The sequence below is a fragment of the Allostreptomyces psammosilenae genome (assembly GCF_013407765.1).
GTDB lineage: Bacteria > Actinomycetota > Actinomycetes > Streptomycetales > Streptomycetaceae > Allostreptomyces > Allostreptomyces psammosilenae.
Window position 1 is genome coordinate 2308232 of sequence record NZ_JACBZD010000001.1, and the last position, 24148, is coordinate 2332379.

Annotated in this window: 20 protein-coding genes; 6 read left to right on the top strand and 14 right to left on the bottom strand. The window is 76.0% G+C overall.

The genetic code is table 11. The annotated features are described in order from the left end of the window. Positions 1–26 precede the first annotated feature (26 nt). The 8 genes from FHU37_RS09395 to FHU37_RS09430 form a co-directional block, all read right to left on the bottom strand. Positions 27–731, bottom strand: a complete 705-nt coding sequence (locus FHU37_RS09395) for a pyridoxine/pyridoxamine 5'-phosphate oxidase (RefSeq protein ID WP_312892517.1) — start codon at positions 729–731, stop codon at positions 27–29. Positions 732–1027: 296 nt separating this feature from the next. Further along, complete coding sequence (locus tag FHU37_RS09400; RefSeq protein WP_179813764.1) at positions 1028–2557, bottom strand: flotillin family protein; 1530 nt, start codon at positions 2555–2557, stop codon at positions 1028–1030. A 119-nt stretch (positions 2558–2676) separates the two neighbouring features. Then, positions 2677–3174 (bottom strand): NfeD C-terminal domain-containing protein, encoded by a 498-nt coding sequence (locus FHU37_RS09405; RefSeq protein WP_179813765.1) that lies wholly within the window; start codon positions 3172–3174, stop codon positions 2677–2679. Between the two features lie 172 nt (positions 3175–3346). Next, positions 3347–3823 (bottom strand): MarR family winged helix-turn-helix transcriptional regulator, encoded by a 477-nt coding sequence (locus FHU37_RS09410; protein ID WP_179813766.1) that lies wholly within the window; start codon positions 3821–3823, stop codon positions 3347–3349. Between the two features lie 318 nt (positions 3824–4141). After that, positions 4142–5014: a CPBP family intramembrane glutamic endopeptidase gene (locus tag FHU37_RS09415; RefSeq protein ID WP_376773914.1), complete on the bottom strand. Its 873-nt coding sequence runs from the start codon at positions 5012–5014 to the stop codon at positions 4142–4144. A gap of 39 nt (positions 5015–5053) precedes the next feature. After that, entirely contained in the window at positions 5054–6574 is a 1521-nt protein-coding gene (locus FHU37_RS09420) for a glutamate-cysteine ligase family protein (RefSeq protein WP_179813767.1), read from the bottom strand. A gap of 245 nt (positions 6575–6819) precedes the next feature. Next, positions 6820–8496, bottom strand: coding sequence for an ABC-F family ATP-binding cassette domain-containing protein (locus tag FHU37_RS09425; RefSeq protein WP_179813768.1), 1677 nt, complete (start codon positions 8494–8496; stop codon positions 6820–6822). A gap of 515 nt (positions 8497–9011) precedes the next feature. Continuing rightward, positions 9012–9824 (bottom strand): metal-dependent hydrolase, encoded by an 813-nt coding sequence (locus FHU37_RS09430; protein ID WP_179813769.1) that lies wholly within the window; start codon positions 9822–9824, stop codon positions 9012–9014. Between the two features lie 337 nt (positions 9825–10161). Here FHU37_RS09430 and FHU37_RS29260 point away from each other — a divergent pair, with 337 nt between their 5' ends. Beyond that, positions 10162–11148 carry an RNase H family protein gene (locus FHU37_RS29260; RefSeq protein ID WP_179813770.1) on the top strand — a complete coding sequence of 329 codons (987 nt, stop codon included), beginning with the start codon at positions 10162–10164 and terminating at the stop codon, positions 11146–11148. Positions 11149–11267: 119 nt separating this feature from the next. Here FHU37_RS29260 and FHU37_RS09440 read toward each other — a convergent pair whose 3' ends face one another. Further along, entirely contained in the window at positions 11268–12194 is a 927-nt protein-coding gene (locus tag FHU37_RS09440) for an NADP-dependent oxidoreductase (RefSeq protein WP_179813771.1), read from the bottom strand. Positions 12195–12317: 123 nt separating this feature from the next. Further along, positions 12318–13028 (bottom strand): ribulose-phosphate 3-epimerase, encoded by a 711-nt coding sequence (rpe, locus tag FHU37_RS09445; protein WP_179813772.1) that lies wholly within the window; start codon positions 13026–13028, stop codon positions 12318–12320. 271 nt (positions 13029–13299) lie between these two features. On the opposite strand from rpe, the gene FHU37_RS09450 reads away from it, so the two are divergent. From FHU37_RS09450 to FHU37_RS09460, 3 genes are all read left to right on the top strand, one after another. Continuing rightward, on the top strand, positions 13300–14145 hold the full coding sequence (locus FHU37_RS09450) for an alpha/beta fold hydrolase (RefSeq protein ID WP_179813773.1): 846 nt from the start codon (positions 13300–13302) through the stop codon (positions 14143–14145). A 357-nt stretch (positions 14146–14502) separates the two neighbouring features. Then, positions 14503–15537: a LacI family DNA-binding transcriptional regulator gene (locus tag FHU37_RS09455; RefSeq protein ID WP_312892752.1), complete on the top strand. Its 1035-nt coding sequence runs from the start codon at positions 14503–14505 to the stop codon at positions 15535–15537. 193 nt (positions 15538–15730) lie between these two features. Then, positions 15731–16792 (top strand): arabinan endo-1,5-alpha-L-arabinosidase, encoded by a 1062-nt coding sequence (locus tag FHU37_RS09460; RefSeq protein WP_179813775.1) that lies wholly within the window; start codon positions 15731–15733, stop codon positions 16790–16792. A 108-nt stretch (positions 16793–16900) separates the two neighbouring features. Here the strand turns inward: FHU37_RS09460 and FHU37_RS09465 are convergent, their stop codons facing one another. The 3 genes from FHU37_RS09465 to def all read right to left on the bottom strand — a co-directional run bounded on the left by FHU37_RS09465 (position 16901) and on the right by def (position 20151). Further along, complete coding sequence (locus FHU37_RS09465) at positions 16901–18334, bottom strand: RsmB/NOP family class I SAM-dependent RNA methyltransferase (RefSeq protein ID WP_376774018.1); 1434 nt, start codon at positions 18332–18334, stop codon at positions 16901–16903. Between the two features lie 164 nt (positions 18335–18498). Beyond that, entirely contained in the window at positions 18499–19431 is a 933-nt protein-coding gene (gene fmt, locus FHU37_RS09470; RefSeq protein ID WP_179813777.1) for a methionyl-tRNA formyltransferase, read from the bottom strand. A 174-nt stretch (positions 19432–19605) separates the two neighbouring features. Further along, entirely contained in the window at positions 19606–20151 is a 546-nt protein-coding gene (def, locus tag FHU37_RS09475; protein ID WP_179813778.1) for a peptide deformylase, read from the bottom strand. Positions 20152–20632: 481 nt separating this feature from the next. On the opposite strand from def, the gene FHU37_RS09480 reads away from it, so the two are divergent. Together FHU37_RS09480 and FHU37_RS09485 are read left to right on the top strand one after the other, a co-directional pair. Continuing rightward, on the top strand, positions 20633–21127 hold the full coding sequence (locus FHU37_RS09480; protein ID WP_179813779.1) for a hypothetical protein: 495 nt from the start codon (positions 20633–20635) through the stop codon (positions 21125–21127). Positions 21128–21132: 5 nt separating this feature from the next. After that, positions 21133–22131, top strand: a complete 999-nt coding sequence (locus FHU37_RS09485) for a cation diffusion facilitator family transporter (protein ID WP_179813780.1) — start codon at positions 21133–21135, stop codon at positions 22129–22131. Here the strand turns inward: FHU37_RS09485 and FHU37_RS09490 are convergent. Beyond that, positions 22128–23969, bottom strand: coding sequence for a glycoside hydrolase family 15 protein (locus FHU37_RS09490; RefSeq protein WP_179813781.1), 1842 nt, complete (start codon positions 23967–23969; stop codon positions 22128–22130). The genes FHU37_RS09485 and FHU37_RS09490 overlap by 4 nt on opposite strands. Positions 23970–24148 lie beyond the last annotated feature (179 nt).

Below are 24148 nucleotides of genomic sequence, written 5' to 3' on the forward strand. Positions count from 1 at the left end.
GGAGCGACGACGGCGGCACCGGTCCGTCAGGGCCGCAGCGGCACGCGGGTCCACCGGGCGCCCGCCCGGTCACGCCGGTACTCCAGGCGGCGGTGCCGCTGGCGGTCGTCGCCCTGCCAGAACTCGACCCGGTCGGCCGTCAGCGTGTACAGCGCCCAGTCCGCGGCCACCACGCCGGGGTGCCGCTCCAGTTGCAGCTCGGCCCGCCGGCGGTCCTCCTCCCACTCGGTGGGGTCGGGCATCGGCTCGCTCTGCCGGCCGACGAGGCTCATCACCCGGCCGGCGGGGCCGCGGCGCAGGAAGTCCTGGGCGTTGCGCGCCGCCTTCGCCCGCACCACCGGGCCCCGGACGCGGATCTGGCGGCCCTGCTCCGGCCAGTAGAAGGTGAGCGCCGCCCACGGGACGGCGTCGAGCTGCCGGCCCTTGGGGCTGGCGATCGAGGTGCCGAAGGTCCAGGTCCCGGCATCCGGGTCGACCTCGCGCAGGGTGAGCACCCGGGCGTCCGGCCGGCCGTGCGCGTCCACCGTGGACAGCACCATGGCGTGCGGCTCCCGGACCTCCTCGCGCACCGCGCGGACGAACCACTCGCCGAAGAGCGGGCCGGGGGCGTCCGGGGCGCGGTCGACGTCGAACTCGGGCAGCGGCCCGGCGAGCGTGGCGAGCCCCCGCAGCGACTCGGTCACCGAGGAGGGGGCCACGTCCGGTTCCGCGCCCGTGGTTGTCCTGCCCACCGTCGTCACCTGGCGTCCACCTCCTGGTCACGGGCCCGCCACACCGCGGGCCGGAAGGGAACATCATCCACGGTCCGGCGGGGTGGCGCCAGGCCGCCTCGGCCGGACGGCCCTGCGCCCCGGCCGGGATGACGCCGTGTCAGCCCGGTTCGGCCCGGCTCGGCCCGTGGGGACGGCGGCGGACCGTCCGCCCCGCCGCCGTCCCCACGGGCACCGTCGTCCCCCGGGCGCCGCGCCCCGTGCCCCCGGTGCCCCTCGCACGTGACCCGTGTGCCGGCGCGGCGCCGGCACAGCGGTCAGCCCGCGGCCGGGCGCTGGGCGCCCTCCGGTGGCGCCGCGACCTCCTTGGCGGCCGGCTGCGGCGCCGCGACGCCGGCGGCGGGCGCCGCCGCCCCGCCGGTCCCCGTCCCGGCGCCCGGCCGGCGGCCGGCGATCCCGGAGAGCAGCTGGGCGAGGTCGATGCCGGTGGTGGCGGTGACCATCTCCAGGCCCTGGCTGAGGTTCTCGGCGACCGCCCTGGGCAACCGCCCGGCGCCGTCGGTGGAGATGACGGTGAGCTTGTCCACGGCGGACAGCGGCTCGGCGGCCTTGGCCACCACCTCCGGCAGCATCGAGACGATCATCTCCAGCACCGCCGCCTCGCCGTACCGGTCGAAGGCGTCGGCGCGCTCCCGCATCGCCTCGGCCTCCGCCGAGCCGCGCGCGGCGATGGAGGCGGCCTGCGCCTCCCCCTCCAGCCGGACCGCCTCGGCCAGCGCGGCGCGGCGCTGCTTCTCGCCCTCACCGGTGAGCCGGGCCCGCTCCGCCTCGGCCTGCGCGGCCGCGATCGCCGCGACACGGTCCGCCTCCGCGGCCTTGACCCGGGCGATCCGCCGCGCCTCCGCCTCCTGCTCCTCCCGGTAGCGGCTGGCGTCGGCCGGCTTGCGGACCTCGGTGTCGAGTTCACGGTCCTTCAGGGCGGCCTGCCGCTCGGCGACCTTCTCCTGCTCACCGAGGATGTGCTGGCGCTGCGCCGCCTCGGCGAGCGGCCCCGCGGCGGCGGCCCGGGCCGCCGCCGCGTCCGTCTCGGACTTGATCTCGGCCTGGCGCAGCGCCAGCGTCCGCTGCGCCACGGCGATGTCCTCCTCCGCCTTGAGCCGGGACTGCTGCGCGGTGCGGCGGGCGTTGGCCTCGGCGATGTCCGCGTCCTGCCGGGCCCGGGCCGCCTCGGGGCGACCGAGGTCCTCCAGGTAGCTGCCCTCGGCCGTGATGTCCTGGATCTGGATGGTGTCCAGCGCCAGGCCCTGGCCGACCAGCGAGGTCTCGGACTCCTCCGCCACCTGGGCGGCGAACCCGGCGCGGTCGCGGATGATGTCCTCCACGCTCATCCGGCCCACGATGGAGCGCAGCGCCCCGGAGAGCACCTCCTTGGTGAAGGTCTCCACCTCCTTCTGCTGGCGCAGGAACCGCTGCGCGGCGGCGCGGATGGCGTCCTCGTTGCCGCCGACCTTGACGATCGCCACGCCTTCGAGGTTCACCTTGACGCCGCGCAGGCTCACCGCGCCGCGGACGGAGACCGGGATGCGCCGGGATGAGAGGTCGAGGCTGTGCCGGTGCTGGATGAAGGGCACCACGAACACCCCACCGCCGACCACGACCTTCTGGCCGCTGACGTCGGTGACCTTGCGGCCGGTGACCGGATCGACGGCCTCCTTGCCCCGGCGTCCGGTGATGATGAACGCCTCGTTGGGGCCGGCCACCTTGTAGCGGGATATGACCACGAGAACGACCAGGGCGATCAGTACGACGATGCCGACTCCGGCGATCAACGCCGAGCTCAGTGGCATGGTGGTCCTCCTTGACTCGCGTGCTGCCTCGACTGGCGTGCTGCCTGCTGCCTGCCGCCCCACACCGGGGCGGAAATGTCATGTACCCGTCATGTATGGGGGCGCGGGCGCCGGCCGGATCACCGATCGAGCGGCTCCACCCGGACGGCGGACGCGGAGAGCACCTCGACGACCCACACCTCCGCGCCGCGCGGGACCGCCGTCGCGCTGCGCGCCGAGTACTTCACCGGTGCCCCGCCGGCGCGCAGCATCACCTCGCCGTACCCGTCCTCCGGGATGGGCGTGACGACCCTGCCCGTGCCGCCGATCAGGTCCTCGCCGCGCACCGTGACGTCGCTCTGCCCCCGCATCAGGAAGCGGGACAGGGCGACCACTCCGCGCCCCGCGACGCCCCCCGCGCCGGCCCCGACGGCCACCGCCGGCCACACCCCCCACGGCGTGAGCGTGGTCACGAGCTCCCCGGTGAACCCGAGCATGGAGACGAACGCGGCGACCACCGGGAGGGAGAAGGCCCCACCGTCGAACGGCAGGTGGAAGGCGTCGAGCAGCCCACCCAGCAGGAGGGACACCAGCAGCACCGCCACCCCGGCGATGCCCATCACCAAGAAGACCGACACGTCCCCGCCCCTTCCGACTCCGCCCCCGCGTCTCCAGGTGACTGCTCCGACGCCGCCCGCCGCCGTCCGGTTCCCGACCGCCGCCGGGTACGGCCGGGTGCCCGGGGACGGCGTCCGGGAGCGGCGCGCGGAAGCGGCGCGCGGAAGCGGCGCGCGGGACCGGCGCGCGGGCTCACAGCGCGTCGGTGAACCTGCCGAGCAGACGGGCGAACTCCCGGCGCTCCGCGTCGGTCCAGTCGGCGGTCAGCCGCCGGATGTGCGCGAGCCGGCGCTCGCGGGCCCGCTCCAGCAGGCCGCGGCCGGCCGCGGTCAGCTCCAGGGGGCTGCGCCGCCCGTCGGAGGGCGAGGCCCCCCGCCGGACCAGCCCCGCCCCGATGGCGGCGGCCACCATCCGGCTGGCCCGCGAGGGATCCACACCGATCCGCTCCGCCACGGCGCCCACGGTCACCTCACCGGGCGGCTCGGCCACCGCGTCCAGCACGGGAAGGTGCGCCACCGCCTCCGGAGCCGCCCCCTCCAGCACGGCCTGCCGGGCCAGGGCGCCCCGGCGCTGGCTGCGCCGGATCCGCGACAGGGCACGCTCGATGGCCGCCAGCTCCCGCGCCGCCTTCCCGGGGGCGGTCCGCCCGGGTTCCTCCGCGCTACCCATGGCCCGCAGGCTACAAGCGGCGGCCCCTCGAACGCGCCCCGAACGCCCCCGAAGGCCCCGGACCGCCCGTGCCGTCCCGCGGCCGGCTCCGGCCTTCCGACTCCGGCCTTCCCCCTCCGGCCTTCCGACTCGGCCTCCCCACACCGATCTTCGGAATGTCATGCCTCAGTCAGGAGTTGTCCACAGCCCGCGAACCCCCCTGTCGCCACGCCGAATCCCCGTGAAAGGCTGGAAATCGGGGGTCCCCCTGGGCCCTCGGGTTCGTGCTGCGCGCCTGCCCCGCTCCCCCTCCTCCTCCCCCCAAGAAGGACGGCCCGGTCAGCCCGTGGGCAGCCAGGAGACCCGGCCGGCCAGCAGCACGAAGCCGACGAAGGCCACGATGTCGATGAGGGCGTGCGCCACCAGCAGCGGCATCACCCGGCCCCAGCGGCGGTACAGGAAGCAGAAGACCACGCCCATCGCCACGTTGCCGACGAAGCCGCCGATCCCCTGGTACAGGTGGTACGAGCCGCGCACCAGCGAGCTGGTGGCCACCACGGACGACCACCCCCAGCCCATGCCGCGCAGCCGGTGCACCAGGAAGCCGAGGACGATCACCTCCTCCACGATGGCGTTCTCCAGCGACTGGCCCACCAGGATCGGGATGCGCCACCACACGTCCGGCAGCGTGGACGGCACCACCGTGAGGTTGGCCCCCGAGGCCCGCGCGCCCAGGTAGAGCAGCAGGCCGGTGCCGCCGATCGCGGCGGCCACCGCCGTGCCCCGGCCCAGGTCGCCGAGCGGCCGGCGCAGGTCGCAGCCCAGGCTGGTGCGCAGCGAGCCGCCCTCCCGGAGGAGCAGGTAGGCGACGAGCGCCACCGGCACCAGGGCGGCGCCGATGTAGTACAGCTGCCAGGCGAGGTCCAGCCAGGGGCGTCCGGGGGCGGCGGAGCCGGCCAGCACCGCCTGCTGGGCCGCCAGCCCCTCCGGGCGGGTCACCGAACCCACGAAGCTGAGCAGGGCCCGCACCCCCGAGGCGCCCAGGGACACCCCGAGGACCAGCAGCAGTTCGACGCCGGCCAGCCGGCGCGGCAGCGGGGTCGGGGCCGCCGCCGGGGCGCCGGGCGTGCGGTCGGCTTCGCCGGCGGACGGTCGCGCGGCGGCGGTCCGCCCGGGGGAGGCGGTGTCGGGATGGTCGTCGAAGGTCGCCACGCGGGCACCGTACCGGACCGGGCGGCCGGCTCCCGCGACTCAGGGCACCGGCCAGGTGTGCACCGGTGCGCCGGTGGCGGCGTGCGCCATGTAGTCACGGGTCATCGCCGCCAGCGCCGCGCCCCGGTCGAGGCCGGATCGTTCGCGGTGGTGCCGGGCGGTGCGCACCTGCCACTCGGCGCCGTTGGTGCGCCGCAGGCAGCGCTGCTCGATGACGCCGAGGTAGCGGTCGCGGTCCGCCGGATCGATTCGCCAGGCGTCCAGGCCCCGCCGGGCCAGCGGCAGGAGCTGGTCGAGCACCAGGCGGTGCACCGGCTGCCGCCGAACCGCGGGGGCGCTCCGCCCGCCGCGCCGGGCCCGCCCGGCGCCGTCCGGCCAGTACAGCTCCGCCTCGATGCCGTCCCGCGCGCTGAGCCGGAAGTTCTCCTCCGCCGCGGCGAACGGCAGGGCCTGCCACACCGGCCGGGGGGAGTCGGCCAGGGCGCGCAGCAGCCCGTAGTAGAAGGCCGCGTTGGCGAGGATGTCCGCCACGGTGGGGCCGGCGGGCAGCACCCGGTTCTCCACCCGCAGGTGGGGCACGCCCCGCACCACGGCGTACACCGGGCGGTTCCAGCGCCACACCGTGCCGTTGTGCAGCCGCAGCTCGGCCAGCTCGGGGACGTGCCCGGCCTCGAGCACGGCGCGCGGATCCTCGTCGGAGCAGACCGGCAGCAGCGGCGGGAAGTAGCGGACGTTCTCCTGGAAGAGGTCCAGCGGCCCGTCGATCCACCGCTCGCCGAACCAGGTGCGCGGCCGGACGCCCTGGGCGACCAGCTCCTGCGGCCGGACGTCGCAGGCCTGCTCGAACAGCGCGGTTCGGGTCTCCCGCAGCAGCTCCCGGCCGTACAGGAAGGGCGCGTTGGCGGCCAGCGCGACCTGCACGCCGGCGATCGCCTGCGCGGCGTTCCAGACGTCGGCGAACCGCGCCGGGGTGACCTGGAGGTGCAGTTGCAGGGAGGTGGCGGCGGCCTCCAGGGCGATCGAGCCCGCGGTGGCCTGGAGGTGCTCCACGCCCTCGATGTCCAGCCGGAAGTCCTCGCCGCGCGCGGCCATCATCTGGTCGTTGAGGACGAAGTAGCGCTCGTTGTCGGAGAGGTTCTCCCCGACCAGGTGGTCGGCGGTGACGGTGGGCAGCGAGCCGGTCATGACCACCCGCGCGCCGTGGGCGCGGGCCTGCGCGTCGGCGTAGCGGACCGCCACGTCCAGTTCCTCCGCGAGGTCCGCGAAGACGGAGCCCGCCAGCCGGTGCGGCGCGATGTTGACCTCCAGGTTGAACTGCGCCAGTTCGGTCTGGAAGTCCCCGCTGGCCAGCCGGTCCAGCACCGGCCCGTTGACCATGCGCGGCCGTCCGTCGGAGTCGGCCAGGTTGAGTTCCAGTTCGAGGCCGATCAGGTTGCGGGCGGCCTCGAAGCGCCCTTCCTCCAGGAGCGTCGCCAGCGCGCCGAGGCACTGCTGGAGGCGTTCGCGGTACTTGCGTCGATCGGTCAGGCCGTTGCCGCTGATCATCTGCTTCTCGCCCATCGGCGCAGCCTCCCTTCGTCGCGCCGCCTTCGTTGGCGGTGCGGCGGCCGGTGACGGTGCGCGGGGAATCCTGCCCGGTCGGGGAGATCCTTAACTGGTCCCGTGCGTGACGGATCGTGCCGCGCCGTCCGGCTGGCCAGGTGTGGACGGGGCGCGGGCACGCCGGTTGACGTGTCCACACGGCCGCCACCTCCTCGGGCTCCCGGACGCACCACGGCGCCGGGAGCCCGTCGGGTGCGGGCGGTTCAGTCGTCGAGCGCGGCGGGGACGGCGCCCTCCTCCGTCGGCGGGTGGCCGACCCGGGTGCGCAGGACGCGGGTCACCCCGAGTTCGCCGAGGAACACCGGGTCGTGGCTGACCACCACCAGGGCTCCCCGGTAGCCGGCCAGCGCCTCCCGCAGCCGGGCCACCGCCTCCAGGTCGAGGTTGTTGGTGGGCTCGTCCAGCAGCAGCAGCCGGGGCGCCGGTTCGGCGAAGAGCACGCAGGCCAGGCAGGCGCGCAGGCGCTCCCCTCCGGACAGCGCCCGCGCCGGCAGGTGGATGCGGTCCCCGCGGAACAGCAGCCGGGCCAGCCGGGTCCGGGCGGTGGTGTCGTCCAGCTGCGGGGCGTGCCGGCGCAGGTTCTCCCGGACGCTGAGGTCGTCGTCGAGCACGTCCAGCCGCTGCGGGAGGAAGGCGGTGCGCCCGGCCGCGCCGTGGCGGACCTCGCCTCCTGCGCCGGGCCGGTCGGCGTCCAGGCCGGCCAGCCTGCGCAGCAGCGTGGTCTTGCCGCTGCCGTTCGGCCCGACCAGCGCGATCCGCTCCGGCCCGCGGATGGTGAGGTCCGCGCCGCCGCCGAACAGCGGGGCGCCGTCGGGCCGGGTCGCGGTCAGCCCGCGGGCCTCGACGACGGTGCTGCCGGCGGGTACCGCGGTGTCCGGAAGGTCCAGCGCGATCCGGTCGTCGTCGCGCACCGCGCGTTCCGCCTCGGCCAGCCGCGCCCTGGCCTGCTCCAGGCGCTGGGCGTGCACGTCGTCGGCGCGCGCGGCGCTCCGCTCGGCCTGCCGCTTGAGGTTCCCGGCGACGATCCGCGGCAGGCCCTTGTCGGCCACGGTGCGCGCCGCGACGGACGAGCGCCGCTGCGCGCGTTCCCGGGCGAGCTGCATCTCGGCCTTCTGCCGGCGCACGTCGAGTTCGGCGGTGCGCAGCGCCTGTTCGGCCGCCCGCTGTTCCCGCTCCACGGCGGCCAGGTACTCGCTGTGGTTGCCGCCGAAGACGCGCAAGCCCTCCGGGCGGAGTTCGGCGACGCGGTCGACGGTGTCCAGCAGTTCCCGGTCGTGGCTGACCACGACCAGGCAGCCGGGGTAGGCGGCCAGCGACTGCCTGAGCCGGGCGCGGGCCCGGATGTCCAGGTTGTTGGTGGGCTCGTCCAGCAGCAGCACGTCGGGCCGGCCGAGCATCCGGCCGGCCAGACCGACCAGCATGGCCTCGCCGCCGCTGAGGCCGGCCACGGTGCGGTCCAGGCCGTCGGGGCCGTCGGCCAGTCCGGCCAGCCCGAGCCGGGCCAGGGCGGCCCGGGAGCGCTCCTCGATGTCCCAGTCGTCCCCCACGGTCTCGAAGTGGCGGTCAGCCACGTCGCCGGACTCGATGGCGCGCACGGCCGCCAGGGTGTCGGCGATCCCGAGGAGTTCGGCCAGGGTGGCGCCGGGCTCCAGGGGGAGGTCCTGGGGCAGGTGGGCGACGTGGCCGTGCACGGTGACGGTGCCGCTGGTCGGGGTCAGCTCGCCGAGGACCAGCCGCAGCAGGGTGCTCTTGCCGGCACCGTTGACGCCGATCAGGCCGGTGCGGCCAGTGCCGAACACGGCGGTCAGGCCGCGCAGGGCCACGGTGCCGTCCGGCCAGGTGAATCCCAGGTTGCTGAGTGTGATGGAGGATGGGGGCATCGTCGCACCTCGCGTCGGTGGCGGGTGGTGACGCCGCGAACGGGCGCGTCGCGGCGTGACCACGGGTGGGAGGGGACGAGCCGTCCGGCCGGGGCGCCGCCGGATCGGGGAGGCGGTCCGCTCACCGGGCACGGGCACTGGGGCACGGGCGCTGGGGCACGGGCACTGGGCACGGGGCCGGTGGACGCGGGGCCTCGGTCGGGCGCCCCAAGGGCGCCAGCGGGCGGCGCGGCGGGGTGGGCGCGTGGAACGCGGCCCACCCACGGAGGACGGCACGGCTCGCCTGCCCCTGCGCCTCGGGCGGCGGTCAGGGGCGGGGCCTGGGCGTCCTCCGGGTGTTACAAAGTGCCGGCTCCCGCGGTTCGGTTCCCCGGCGCTGACACCCACCGGGGGCCGTCGGCCGCAGGGGCCGGGGGCGCGCGGTGGCGGGCCGGTCGTGCGTGACGCACGCTGCTGCACCGAAGCTACGGCGGGCGGCCGGGCGGCGCAACCGGTTTTCCGTCACCCCGCAGGGATCAGACCAGGCCCAGGGCGAACAGCCCGCATCCGCCACCGGTGACCAGGAACAGCGGGATGAGCAGGGTGTTCTCCACCGCGCTGCCGGCCTTGAACCGCAGGGCGCGGGGTGGGCCCAGCGGGTACCAGCGCTTGCGGCCGAAGGGCAGCGGCCACAGCACCGGGCAGCCGGAGACGGTGATCGCGTCGCCGAGGCAGTGCACCAGGGCGCCGAGCACCACCGGCAGCCCGAGCCAGGCCAGCTCCGGCTCGCCGGCCGGCAGGGGAACCCCGGAGGCGTCCAGCAGCCAGGCGGCCTCGGCGGCCGGACCGGTGGCCAGGTCGGACAGCAGCCAGGCGCCGGTGGCGCCGAGGAGCCAGACCAGGACGTCGCTGGAGGCGCGCGCGGCCCGCCACAGCAGGCCCTCGATGGCCAGGACGGTGTGCGTGAACAGCACCGCCAGCAGCCCCCACCGGCCGCCGAAGACCACCACGGCGGTGGTGACCAGGCCGGCCAGCACGGCCCACACCAGGGTGTGGGTCAGCGTGCGGTGGCCGCCGGAGCGCCGGGGGTCGCCGGGGCCGCGGGTGGCCCGGTAGACCGCCGCCGCGAGCCGTTCGATGACCACGCACAGCCCCTTCGACAACGGGCCGAAGGCGCGGGAGATGGTGGCGGCCCGGTGGTCGAGGTCCGGGGCGAGGGCCGCGCCGGCGCACACGATGGTGCCGATGAGCAGCACCGGCCAGGGCATCGGGGCGCCGCCGGCGGCCCCGAGCGCCCCCACGCCGAGCCAGGCGGCGGCTCCGGAGAGCGAGTGCGCCGGTCCCATCACGGCTGTCGCTCCCCTCCCTCGCCGGGCACGTCGTGGCCGGTCACGGGCCGTGCCCCGACCGTGTCCGTCACGGCGACCCTACATCCGAAAGATCATCATCATCCAGTCGGACCGGGGGCGGTGACGCCGCGCGAGCACTCTTACCACCTGGAGGCGGTCCGTGGGGCCAAGGCCGGTTGCAAGCTGCCCGGATGGGGAAGGCTTCCAGGCACACCCTCGACGAGACGCCCGTCACACGGCAGCATGCACAGATGACACCGCTCGCGCCATCGCTCGCCGGGCGCGGTGCGGGGCGGTGCAGCTCGACCGACCGGAGGACGACCGAGGGAGGCCCCCAGTGATCGACCAGCGCGGCCCCGTGATGGAGGATGCCCCACCCGTCACGTCGTACATTGACCCGGTCTGCGTGGGCCTGGCCGTGGCGGGGAGATCCAGTCGCTACGCCTGGGGCCTGGCCGCCTCGGACGGCCAACGACTGTCCGGGTTGACCGAAAGTGGCCAGGGCAGCACGGACGCCCTGCTGGACGGGCTGGCCGCGCTGCTCGCCCACCCCACGCTGCCGCGCATGCCGCTCGACCTGTACTGGAACGACAGCCGCCTGCACGAGGGCCTGGAGGGCATGCGCACCGCGTTCCCCTCCATCGAACCGCACCTGTGCCGCGGCCCGGGGCGGCGCAACACCTGGATACGCCAGGCGCTGGAGGTCGCGGAGGAGGCGCTGGACGAGGCGGGCGTCCCGCTGCCGCAGCCCAGCGCGCCGACGGTGATGATCGCCGCCACCGACGGCTCGTTCGGCCGGCGCAGTCGGGAGGGCGGCTGGGGCTGGGTCTCCGCCTGCGGTCGCTGGGGCTTCGGCTCGGTGCGCTGCTCCCATCCGACGGCGGCGGAGGTGGCGGCGATCGCCCGGCTGGTCTCCACCGTGCCGAAGTCCCGGCCGCTGCACATCCTCACCGACTCCAAGGCCGCGATCGCCCTGATCGGCCAGGTCCGGGAGGCCTTCACCGACGGCCGCGAGGCGCACAGCCTGACCGGTCACCACGACACCGACCAGCTGCTGGTGGCGATCGGTCGCAGGCTCGCGACCGGGCACTTCCTGGAGCTGGGCTGGGTTCGTGGGCACTCCGGGCACCCGCTGAACGAGGGCGCCGACCGGCTGGCCGTGCTGGGGCGGCGGGCCGCCCACGCGGGACTGCCGCGCGAGCTGTCCGCGCGCACCGCCAAGCGCATCGCCGACGAGACGCTGGACGCGCTGCGCACCGCCTCCGTGCCGCTGCCGCACTGCCGTCAGCCGCTGCCCGCCGAGAACCCGGTGGCCGCCGCCTGAATCCCCGCCACGCCGGCGGGCCGGCGCGCCCCCGTCGAGGGTCCGCGCCGGCCCGGCCGGGCGGCGCCCCGGCCGACCCGCGGCCGAGCGGTGGTCGGGGCGCCGTCGCCCGCGGGTGATCAGGGGACGGTGATGGCGATCTTGCCGCGCACGTGCCCCTCGGCGTTCGCGCGCTGGGCCTCGGCGGCGCGCTCCAGCGGGAAGGTCTGGGCGACGTCGACGGTGACCGCGCCGGAGTCCACCAGCCGGCCCAGCTCGGTCAGGTCGGCCGAGTCCGGTCGGACGAAGACGTAGGCACCGCCCAGCTCCTTCACCCGGCCGTCCACGATGGAGGCCAGCCGGCCGCCCTCGGCGAGCAGCCCCGGGGAGACCTCCAGCGCCTCACCGCCGATCAGGTCCAGCGCGGCGTGCACGCCGTCCGGCGCCAGCCGGCGGACCCGATCGGCCAGCCCGTCCCCGTAGGCGACCGGCTCGGCGCCCAGCTCGCGCAGGTGGTCGAAGTTGCGCTCGCTGGCCGTGCCGATGACCCGGGCCCCGCGCGCGACGGCGATCTGCACCGCGATGTGGCCGACCCCGCCCGCGGCCGCGTGCACCAGCACCGTCTCGCCCGCGCCCACCGCGAGGGCCTTGACCAGGGCCTGGTAGGCGGTCAGACCGACCAGCGGCAGGCTGCCGGCCTGCTCCCAGCTCAGCGTCCGCGGCTTGGGCGCCAGGGTGCGCACCGGCGCGGCGACGTACTCGGCGTAGGTGCCGTGGTGGACGACGTCCTGCCGGACGTAGCCGATCACCTCGTCGCCGGGCGCGAACTCGGGGACGGCTGCGCCGGCCCGCTCCACCACGCCGGCGAGGTCCCAGCCGGGCACCACCGGGAAGAAGGCGTCCATGATGCCGTCGAGGTATCCCTCGCGGACCTTCCAGTCCACCGGGTTCACCGAGCTGGCCCGGACCCGGACGAGCACCGAGTCCGGCCCCAGCTTGGGCTCGGGGACGTCGCGGTACTCCAGGACCTCCGGACCGCCGTACCGGCTGTAGGTGATGGCCTTCATCGGCTCCCCTCCACGGGTTCTCGTATCGTCACGCACCGCCGGCCGGGTGGGGCGTCCGTGTCCCACGGGGCCGGCGGTGCGCGAGTGGTTGGTTCCCGCCGTGCAACGCGTCCGGGCGCCGGACTATGCCCGGCGCACCGACTCCGCCCGTTCGCGCAGCGCGGCGACGGCGGCGGACGGGTCGTCGGCGCCGTAGACGGCGGACCCGGCGACGAAGACGTCCGCACCGGCCTCGGCGCAGCGCTCGATGGTGGTGGCGGAGACGCCGCCGTCCACCTGGAGCCACAGTTGCAGGCCGTGGCGCTCGATCAGCCGCCGGGTGCGGCGGATCTTCGGCAGCATCACGTCCAGGAACGCCTGCCCGCCGAAGCCCGGCTCCACCGTCATGATCAGCACCATGTCGAGCTCGGGGAGCAGGTCCTCGTAGGGCTCGATCGGGGTGGCGGGCCGCAGTGCCATCGAGGCGCGCGCCCCCTGGGCGCGCAGCTCCCGGGCCAGCCGGACGGGGGCGGCGGCGGCCTCCACGTGGAAGGTGACCGAGGAGGCGCCGGCCTCCGCGTACTGCGGGGCCCAGCGGTCCGGGTCCTCGATCATCAGGTGGCAGTCCAGCGGTGTCGCGGTGGCCTTGCGCAGCGACTCGACGACGGGCAGGCCCAGGGTGAGGTTGGGCACGAAATGGTTGTCCATGACATCCACGTGCAGCCAGTCGGCGCCGCGGACGGCCTCGGCCTCGGCGGCGAGGTTGGCGAAGTCCGCGGACAGGATCGAGGGGCTGATCTGGACGGGGTTGCGGTGCCCGTCCGGCTGGGGCGCGGGGTGAGTCTGCTCGGCCATGGGACAACCCTGCCACCTGGCGGGGCGCGGGTCCGCATCGGCCCGTGTTCTTCGGCCGGACGCGCCCGTTCCGGGAGGGCGTGGCGAACGCCGCGCACGCCCGTCGAGTAAGCGCTTTCCGTGCCGCCCGCGCCCGTGCGCCGCGGCCGGAACGCCCGGCCGCGCGAGGGTTGACGACGTGATCCCGGACGGCGTACGAGGGAGCGGACACGCGCTCCGGGCCCTCCCGGGCCGACCACCGTCCCCGCTCCCCCGTCGAACGGACCGCCGCATGCCGTACATCAGCTCCCAGACCCGGCCCGACCTCCGCCTCTTCTACACCGACCATCCCGCGCGAGTGGCGGGGAGCGGCGCCGGGACGCTGGTGCTGGTGCACGGCTGGGGCGGGGACTCCCAGGAGTGGTGCCCGCACATCCCGGCCTGGTCGCAGCGCCACCGGGTCCTGGCGCTGGACCTGCGCGGGCACGGCTGGTCGTCCGTCCCGGAGAGCGGTTACTCCCTCACCGAGCTGGCCGAGGACGTCGCGGCGGTGATCCACGCCGCGGACGCTGCCGGCCGCGCCCCGGGGCCGCTCACCCTCGTCGGGCACTCGATGGGCGGCACGGTGGCGCTCCGGCTGGCCGTGGACCGCCCGGAGGTGCTGGACAGCCTGGTCGTCCTCGACCCCGCGTACGGCGCCGACGAGCGGGAGACCGCCGAGCGGACCCCCCGCCGGCTGCGCGCCTACCGCACCGACTCCGGTTGCCGCCGGGCGGTGCTGGAGCAGGTCGCCGGGGCGCTCGCGGACGCCCCCGCCGAGCTGCGGCTGGCGCACCTGCGCCGGATCGAGGCCATCGAACCGCTGGTGCTGCGGGAGTCCTTCGTCGGCAACTACCTCTCCCCCGGGGCGCTGGGACCGCGCACCGAGGCGGGGCCGGCGCTGGCGGGCCACTCGCTGCCCCAGCTCACCGTGCGGATCCGCGAGGAGCCGGCCGAGTGGGAGCGGCCGCTGCTGCGGCACCCCCGCTCCCGGGTGGAGGTCTGGTCCGGGGTCGGGCACTACCTGCACGAGGAGCGCCCGGCCGAGGTGGTGGACCTGGTGCTGGACTGGCAGCGCGACCTGGCCGCCGCGGGGTGACGGCGCCCCGCCGCCGGGCGCCCTCCGGCGACCTGCTCGGGGCGCCCCGGCGGGAGCAGTGATCGGTTACTGTCGTGGCGTGGTTGCGCGAGTTGACTGGACCAGGTCCGCGTCGGACGCGCCGGGGGGTGTCGCGGTGGGCGGGGCCCCGGTACGGGGGCGCTCCTGCGGGCGGCCGGATCCGTCGGCGTCGGCGAAGGCCCCGAGCGGAGCGGCGTGATGGGCGTGAACGGGCAGACGGACCCCGACGGGCGGAGAGCGACGGAGCCGGCCCAGGAGCCGGGCCCGGCGGCCCGGGGCTCCGGTCGGCGCCGGGGCCGGCGGGCCGAGGAGGGCGGCCGCACGGGGCGGAGCACCATCCGCGACGTCGCGGCGCAGGCCGGCGTCTCGGTGGCCACCGTCTCGCGGGTGCTGGCGGAGAACTATCCGGTGGCGCCGGCCACCCGGCAGCGGGTGCTGCGCGCCATCCGCGACCTGGACTACGTCGCCAACGCGCACGCGCGGGCGCTGGCCGGGGTGGGCACGGAGACCGTGGCGTTCGTGGTGGAGGACGTGCGCGGGCCCTCGTTCGCGCACGCCGCGCACGGCGTCGAGCAGGAGACCGCGCGGCGCGGGCGGCTGTGCCTGGTGTGCGCCACCGGCGGCGACCCGCGGCGGGAGCTCGCCGTGGTGAAGCTGATGCGGGAGCAGCGCGCCGGCGCGGTGATCCTGGTCGGCGGCATCGAGGACAGCCCGACCTACCGCGCGCGGATGGCGGAGTTCGCGCAGTCGCTGGAGTCGGCCGGTTCCCGGCTGGTGCTGTGCGGTCGGCCGCCGCTGGGCGAGGACGTGCCGGCGACCGTGGTGGAGTACGACAACGAGGGCGGCGCCTACGGCTTGAGCAGCCACCTGCTCTCCGCCGGCCACCGGCGGATCCTGTTCCTCGGCGGGCTCGCCACGCACACCACCACCGCCGGTCGGCTGGCCGGGCACAACCGGGCGCTGGCCGACCACGGGGTGGAGGCGGACCCGGCCCTGGTCGAGAACGGGGACTTCACCCGCGCCTACGGCTACCGGCGGACCCGGGAGCGGATCGCGGCCGGGGTGGACTTCACCGCGGTCTTCGCGGGGACCGACATGGTGGCGGCCGGGGCGCTGGAGGCGATCACCGAGGCGGGGCTGCGCGTCCCGGACGACATCTCCCTGGTCGGGTTCGACGACATCCCGCTGGCCTCGGACCTGACCCCGAAGCTGACCACGGTGCACGTCCCGTACGAGGAGCTCGGCCGGGCGGCGGTACGGCTGGCGCTGGACCGCCGGGAGCGGGGCGGGGACCGGACGGAGCAGCACCTCGTGCTGGGCACGCACGTGGTGGTCCGTCAGTCGGTGCGCAACGTCCGCCGGGGCGGCTGAGCGGACCGGGCGGAACCGGGAGCGGGGCCGGGCCCGGGAGCGGCGCGGCCGGGATCGGCCGCTCCCGGGCCGGGGGCGTTGACGTGGTCCCGGGGGCGGCCTACGTTCCAGCCAGCACTGCGAACGATGTCCGATATTTCGAACATCCCTTGGATGACAGGTCCCTGACAGACCACCATCTTCTGGAGCCGCCATGCGCCTGTTCCCGCGCGCGACCCGCACCACCCCGGCCGACGGCGCCGCAAGCACCGTCTCCGGCACGGCCCCGCAGGGCCGCCGCCGCAGAGCACCGGGCCGCGCCGTCCTCGCCCTGCTGCTCACCGCCCCGCTCGCCCTCCTGCCGGCAGCGGCCGGGGCCGCCCCGAAGGCCTATCCCAACCCGGGACTGGTCACCGGCACGGTCACCGTGCACGACCCCTCGATGATCCGCACCTCCAGCGGCTACATCCTCTACGGCACCCACAACGAGACCCGCACCTCCACCGACCGGATCGCCTTCGCCGACGCGGGACCCACGCTCAACCCCGTGCCGTCCTGGGTCCGGCAGTACAACTCCACCGGTGACATCTGGGCGCCCGACGTCTCGTACCACAACGGCCGGTACTGGATGTACTACTCGGCCTCCAGCTTCGGCAGCAACAACTCCGCGATCGGGCTCGCCACCAGCAGCACCGGCCGCCCCGGCTCCTGGACCGACCAGGGCATCGTCTACTCCACCACCACCAGCAGCAACCACAACGCCATCGACCCCTCGCTGATGGTGGACCCGCAGGGCCGCTGGTGGCTCGCCTTCGGCTCCTACTGGTCCGGCATCCGGATGATCCAGCTCGACCCGTCCACCGGGAAGCGGCTGAACTCCAACAGCACCCTCTACCACCTGGCCACCCGCCCCGACTCCCCCTACGCGGTGGAGGGCCCGACGCTGATCCGGCGCGGCAACTACTACTACCTCTTCGCGTCCTACGACCGCTGCTGCGCCGGCACCGACAGCACCTACAACATCCGGGTCGGCCGCTCCACCAGCCCCACCGGGCCGTTCGTGGACCGCAACGGCACCCCGATGCTCCAGGGCGGCGGCACCACCGTGCTGGCCAGCCACGGCAACATCATCGGCCCCGGCGGCCAGTCCGTCCTCCAGGACAGCGACGGCGACCTGCTCGTCTACCACTACTACGACGGCGCTGACAACGGCACCGCCAAGCTCGGCGTCAACCTGCTGGGCTGGGACTCCGCCGGCTGGCCGTACGTCTACTGACCCGGCCCCCGCTCCCCCACCGCGGCCGCCCGGCGGCACCGCCCGGCGGCCGCGGTCCGGCGCTCCCGCTCGGCCCGGTCCGCGGACCGGGCCGAGCGGGAGCGCCGCTCAGCTGCGGCGCAGCAGCGCCAGGTACATCGCGTCCGTGCCGTGCAGGTGCGGCCACAGCTGGACGTCCGGACCGTCGCCGAGGTGCGGCATGTCCGGCAGCAGCGGCCGGGCGTCCAGCAGTTCCAGGTCGCCGCGGGTGTCCAGCACGTCCGCCACCACCTCGCGGGTCTCCGCCAGGTGCGGCGAGCAGGTCGCGTAGCCCACCACGCCCCCGGGCCGCACCGCGTCCGCGGCCGAGTGCAGCAGGCTGCGCTGCACCGGGGCGAAGCCCTCCAGGTCCTCCGGGCGGCGGCGCCACCGGGCCTCCGGCCGGCGGCGCAGCGCGCCCAGGCCGGTGCAGGGCACGTCCACCAGGGCGCGGTCGAACGAGGCGGGACGCCAGGCCGGCCGGGTGGAGTCCGCCGTGACCACCTGCTGGGTTCCCGGCGCGCCGGTCAGCGCCCGGGCAACCAGCCCGGCGCGGTGCGGCTGCCGTTCCACGGCGAGCAGTTCGGCGCCCCGCTGCGCCGCGAGGGCGGCGAGCAGCGCGGCCTTGCCGCCCGGACCGGCGCAGCCGTCCAGCCAGCGGCGGTCCGGGCCGCCCTGCAACGGCGCGGCGGCGAAGGCCGCGGCCACCAGCTGGCTGCCCTCGTCCTGCACCCCCGCCCGGAAGTCCCGCACGGCCTCCAGGGTGGCCGGGTCGCCCCCCTCGGGCATCCGCACCGCGAACGGCGACCAGCGGCCGGGCGCGGCGGCGCCCTCCGGGAGGTCCGCCATCAGCTCCCGCACACCCACCCGCCCGGGGCGGGCCACCAGGGTCACCTCCGGGCGCTCGTTGTCCGCGGCGAGCAGCGCCTCGATGCCCTCCCGCCCGCCCCCGAGGGAGTCCCACAGGGCGTCGACCACCCAGGTCGGGTGCGAGTACATCACCGCGAGGTGCCCCTCGGGGTCGCTCTGCCAGGGCGGGGCCACCCGCTGCAGCCAGCTCTCCACGTCGTGCGCCGCGACGCGGCGCAGCACCGCGTTGACGAAGCCGACCGGGCCGGGGCCGGCCACCTCGCGGGCGAGTTCCACCGTGGCGGAGACGGCGGCGTGCGCCGGGATGCGGGTGTTCAGCAGTTGGTGCGCGCCGAGGGCGAGGACGTCCAGCAGCGGCGGGTCCACCTCGCGCAGCGGGCGGTCCACGCAGGCGGCCAGGATGGCGTCGTAGGTGCCCTGGAGGCGCAGCGTGCCGTAGACCAGTTCGGTGGCCAGGGCGGCGTCCCGCCGGTCCAGGCCGGCGTCCCGGATCAGGCCGGGCAGGACCAGGTTGGCGTAGGCGTCGCGCTCGGCGACGGCCCGCAGCGCCTGGTAAGCGGTGCGGCGCACCGCGTCGGCCCGGCCGTGGCCGGCGCCGGCGCGACGGTTCTCGCGCGCGCCGCCCGGCGCCGCGCCTCGGCGCTGGTCGGTCACCACGCTCCGCTCGTTCCTCACCACGCCCGTCCTCTCCCGCGCGCGACCGAGTTCGGCATCGCCTCCGGTCCGTCGCCGCAGGCCCCGGTTCCGCGTGCCGCCGCCCGGGCCGCTTGCGCCGCCCGTCCGGTCCGTCGTGCCGCTGGTGCCCGATCGTCGCCCGGTCATGCGCCGACCCGCTCGCCGTCCTCGACGCGGACGCCGCGCGCCCAGTCGCCGGCGGACATCCGGCGCTTGCCCTGCGCCTGCACCTCGGTGAGCAGCACCGGGTGGCTGCCGGTGCCGATCCGGACGCCGTCGCGGCGGACCGCGACCTCGCCGGGCGCCAGGGCGTCCTCCTCGGGCAGCGGGCGCACCGGGGCGAGCTTGAGCCGCTCGCCGCGGAAGAGCGTCCAGGCGCCGGGGGCGGGGGTGCAGCCGCGCACCAGGCGGTCGACCCGCAGGGCGGGCGCCGACCAGTCCACCCGGGCGTCCTCGGTGGTGATCTTGGGGGCGAGGGAGACGCCCTCGGCGGGCTGGGGGACGGCCTTGAGGGTGCCGTCCTCGATGCCGTCGAGGGTGGCGGCGAGCAGCCGGGCGCCGGAGGCGGCGAGCCGGTCGAGGAGTTCGCCGGCGGTGTCGCGCGGGCCGATCGGCTCGGTGAGCATGCCGTAGTACGGGCCGGAGTCCAGGCCCCGCTCGATCAGGAAGGTGGTGGCGCCGGTGATCTCGTCGCCGGCCATCACGGCGTGCTGCACGGGGGCCGCGCCGCGCCAGGCGGGCAGCAGCGAGAAGTGCAGGTTGATCCACCCGTGGGCGGGGATGGCCAGTGCGCTGGGTGGCAGCAGGGCCCCGTAGGCGACCACCGGGCAGGCGTCCGGGGCGATGGCGGTGAGCCGCTCCTGGAACTCCGGGTCCTTGGGGTGGGCCGGCTTGAGCACCTCGACGCCGGCCTCCTCGGCCAGTTGGGCGACCGGCGAGGCGACCAGCCGCCGGCCGCGGCCGGCCGGGGCGTCGGGCCGGGTCACCACGGCGGCCACCTCGTGCCGGTCGTGGGCGAGCAGGGCGCGCAGCGAGGGGACGGCGGCTTCCGGGGTTCCGGCGAAGACGAGCCTCATGGGAGAGGTGGCCTGCTTCCTTGCGGGTCGGGTCGGATCGCCCGCCGTCGCGTCCGCACGCGGCGGTGGTCGGGGCGTCGGACGGCGGGGCGGACGGGTACGAGAGGCGTGTCGGCGGGGGCGGCCGGCGGGGCGGCGGGTCGCGTCAGCGGGTCGCGCCGCGCCGCCGGCGGGTCATATCGCGCGGCCGAAGGTGCGGTGCGGGGAGACCTTGACCTCGGGCGGCGCCTGGCCGTTCCACTCCGCCTCGCGGATGGCGCGCAGGGCGGCCTTGCGCTGCTCGCGGTCGAGGCCGTCGATGAACAGGATGCCGTCCAGGTGGTCGGTCTCGTGCTGCACGCAGCGGGCCAGCAGCTGGGTGCCCTCGATGGTCACCGGGTCGCCGTACATGTTGAACCCGCGGGCGACGACGCCGTAGGCGCGCCGGCGGTCGAAGGTGAGGCCGGGCAGCGACAGGCAGCCCTCCGGGCCGTCCTGCTCCTCCTCGCTGAGGGTGAGGTCGGGGTTGACCAGGTGACCCGTCTCGCCGTCCACGTGGTAGGTGAACACCCGCAGGGAGACCCCCAGCTGGGGCGCCGCCAGGCCCGCTCCGGGGGCGTCCATCATGGTGTCGGTGAGGTCCCTGACCAGGCCGCGCAGCTCCTTGTCGAAGGTCGTCACCGGCTGGGCCTTGGTGCGCAGGACCGGGTCGCCGAAGAGTCGGATCGGCTGGACGGTCACGGGGCGGCTCCTGGGTTCGCAGGTTCGGGGCGGCGGCATCGCGGTGCCGCTGCCGTGGGCCCGGCCGGCGCCGCGCGCGTGCCGGCCAGTCTACTTGTCCGCTTGTACCCCGACGCCGGGCCGGCGGCGGGGGCGGCGTCCCGGCGTCGCCCCGCCGCCCGGTGGGCCCGGCGGGTGGCGCCGACCCGCGGGTTCGCGGCGCCCGGGGGCGGGCCGCGCGGGGCGGCCCGCCCCGCCCCACCGACGGGGGAACCGGGCATCCCCCGTCTGGGGCCACTCTGCGTGACGAATCGGCGACTGAAGCGTTGGGCAACGCGACATCGCCCCATCGACTTCCCTCGACACCTCGCCCGGTCCTGGGCCTCCGAGCGCGGCCCCGGACCCGGTGAGGATGACGTTGATCCGCGGATCGACCGACCCGCCCCGGCCGGCGCCCCGGCGCCGCGCCGCCCGTCCGGTCCGATCGGAGAGGTAACGACGCATGGCAAACCACATCAGCCACGACGCCCGCGCCCGCGCCAGCCTGCACCTGTTGGTGCGCGACATCGAACAGGTACGCCGCCAGGTGGACGCGCTGCGCACCCTGACCGCCCAGTTGGGCAACGTGTACCGCACCCGGCGCCCGCACGCGGACTCCGCCTTCGTCGTCTACGGCAAGGCCCCCGCGCCCACCGTGCGGCTGGCCGAGGAACTGCGGGAGAACGTGGAGGCGCTGGTCACCGCCGCGGTGGAGTTCGACCGCGCGCTGGGGTTCTCCTGGGACGCGGTCGGCGCCGCCCTGGGGGTGACCAAGCAGGCGGTGCACCGCCGCTACGGCGCCCGCCGGATCCCGGTGCAGCAGCGCGGTCCGCAGGGTGCGCCGGGCGGTGCCGGCGCCCCGGCCGGCGCTCCCGGCCAGGCGATGGCGACGGCGACCGCGGCGCCGGCGGCGCGTGCCCCACAGCCGGCGGCGGTCGGCGGCGGCCCGGTGGACTGACCCGGGTGAGCCGTCACGGGCCGCCCGCGCCCGGCACCGGCACCGGCACCGGCGCCGGGGGCGGGGGGCCGGAGGCCGACGCGGAGAGCACGGCGACCGTCGTCGTGGCCGGCGCCGCGAACCTCGGCATCGCGGCGGCCAAGGCCGTGGGCGGGGTGATCAGCGGCTCCAGCGCCATGCTCTCCGAGGCGGCCCACTCGGTCGCCGACACCTGCACCGAGGTGCTGCTGCTGGCCGCGCTCCGGCGCAGCGCCCGCCCGCCGGACGAGCTGCACCCGCTCGGCCACGCCGCGGAGCGGTACGTGTGGGCGCTGCTGGCCTGCGTGGCGACGTTCGTGGGCGGCGCGGTGTTCTCGGTCAGCCAGGGCGTGCACACCCTGCTGCGCGGGGAGGAGCTCGGCGACCCGCTGGTCTCCCTCCTCGTGCTGGCGGCGGCCTTCCTGCTGGAGTCGGTCTCGCTGGCCCGCGGGGTGCGCCAGGTCCGGCGGGAGGCCGCCGCCCTCCGGGTGCCCGCGCGGCGCTACCTGCGGCGGAGCCCGGACACCACGGTGAAGGCCGTGGTGCTGGAGGACGGCGCCGCCCTGGCCGGGCTGCTGCTGGCGGCCGGCGGGCTGCTCGGCGCCGAGGTGACCGGCTCGGCGGTGTGGGACGGCGTGGCCTCCGTGCTGATCGGCGCCCTGCTGGCCGCGGTGGCCTTCACCCTCGGGCGGGACAACGCCTCGCTGCTGATCGGCCGGGCGCTGCCGCCGGCCTGGACCGCGGCCGTGCGGGCCGAGCTGCTCGCGGTGGAGCACGTGGCCGCGGTGCTGGAGCTGGTCACCCTGACCCGGGGGCCGCGCGAGGTGCACGTGGCGGCCAAGGTGCACTTCGTCGGCACGGCGTCGGCCCGGCAGGTCGAGCGGGCCTGCGAGGAGGCCGAGCGGCGCCTGCGCGAACGCGTCCCGGCGGTCACCGAGGTGTTCCTCGACCCCACTCCCGGCCGCCCGCGCGGTCCCGCGGGCTAGCCGAGCGCCCGGTCGAGGTTGAAGGCGGCGCTGATCAGCGCGAGGTGGGTGAAGGCCTGCGGGAAGTTGCCGAGCTGCTCGCCGGTGTGCCCCACCTGCTCGGCGTACAGGCCCAGGTGGTTGGCGTAGGTGAGCATCTTCTCGAAGGCGAGCCGGGCCTCGTCCAGTCGTCCGGCGCGGGTGAGCGCCTCCACGTACCAGAAGGAGCAGATCGAGAAGGTGCCCTCCTCCCCCGCCAGGCCGTCCGGGCTGCGGACGGGGTCGTAGCGGTAGACCAGCGAGTCGGAGACCAGTTCCCGGCCGAGCGCGTCCAGCGTGGAGAGCCATTTCGGGTCGGTCGGGGAGACGAGCTTGGCCAGCGGCATCATCAGCACGGCGGCGTCCAGGACGTCGTCGCCCTCGTGCTGGACGAACGCGCCCCGCACCGGGGACCAGCAGCGCTCCATGATCCTGCGGTAGATCGTGTCGCGGGTGCGCCGCCAGCGCTCCAGGTCCGCCGGCAGGCCGCGGTGGATGGCCGTCCGCATGGCCCGCTCGATCGCGACCCAGCACATCAGCCGGGAGAACAGGAAGCGTTTGCGGCCCCCGCGGGTCTCCCAGACGCCCTCGTCGGGCTGGTCCCAGTTCGCGCAGACCCAGTCGACCAGGACGGTCACCTGGTCCCACAGGCCGCTGGAGATCGGCTGTCCCCACTTGTCGTAGAGGTAGACGGAGTCGATCAGCGCCCCGTAGATGTCGAGCTGGAGCTGGTCCACCGCCGCGTTGCCGACCCGGACCGGCCCGGAGCCCCGGTGGCCCTCCAGGCCCGGCAGGTCGCGTTCGGGCAGCTCGCTGCGGCCGTCGATGCCGTACATGATCTGCAGCGGGCCGGACGGCCCCTCGCCGCACAGCTCGATCCGCTCGGAGAGGAACCGCATGAACTGGTCGGCCTCGTCGGTGAAGCCCAGGCGCAGCAGCGCGTAGACGCAGAAGGCGGCGTCGCGGATCCAGACGTAGCGGTAGTCCCAGTTGCGCTCCCCGCCGATGTGCTCGGGCAGGCTGGTGGTCGGCGCGGCCACGATCGCCCCGGTGGGCGCGTAGGTGAGCAGCTTGAGGGTGAGCGCGGAGCGGTGCACCTCCTCGCGCCAGCGTCCGCGGTAGCGGGACGAGGACAGCCAGCGGCGCCAGAACCGCACCGTGGCGGTGAACAGTTCCTCGGCCTCGGCGCACGCGCACGACCGGGGCGGCACCCGATCGCTGACCCGGTCCAGCGCGAAGACCGCGTTCTGTCCCTCGGTGAGCTTGAACGCCGACCACACGTCGGGGCCGTCCACCTCGACCGGCACGCTCGCGGTCAGCGCCAGGGTCAGCTCGGGGGAGGCGAACACGGCCCGGCCCTGCTCCATCCGCACGGTGTGCGGCTGGGCGGCGTAGCCGAAGCGGGGCGCGACCCGGGCCCGGAACGGCAGGGTGCCGCGCACACAGACCACCCGGCGGATCAGCCGGTGCCGGTCGGCCTCCCGGTCGTCGTCGACGATCGGCATGAAGTCCTGCACCTCGCCCACGCCCTCGGGCGAGGAGAACCGGGTGATCAGCACGTTGGTGTCGGGGAAGTAGAACTGCCGGCTGACCGCCTCCACGTCGGCGGCCAGCTCGAAGCGTCCGCCCCGTTCCGCGTCCAGGATCGAGGCGAAGACGCTCGGGGCGTCGAAGCGTCCGCAGCAGTACCAGTCGATGGTGCCGTGGGTGTCCACCAGCGCGGCGCTGCGCAGGTCGCCGATCAACCCGTGGTCGGCGATCGGCACGTAGCCGGGGCGTTCCCCGGGCGTCCCGGAGCGTGCCGTCCTCGCGTCGTTCACTGTCGCCTCCTCGCCACGGCGGGCGGGACGGTGGCCGTCCCGGACCGGTCGCTCCCCCACCCGGCCGAGCCGCTACCCCCCACGGGCGCCCCTCACGCGCGCCGCGCCCCACGCCCCCGGTGCCGGGGAGCGCCGCCGCCCGTCGGGGTGGGGCGCTCCCCGGCGCACCGGGAGGGCGG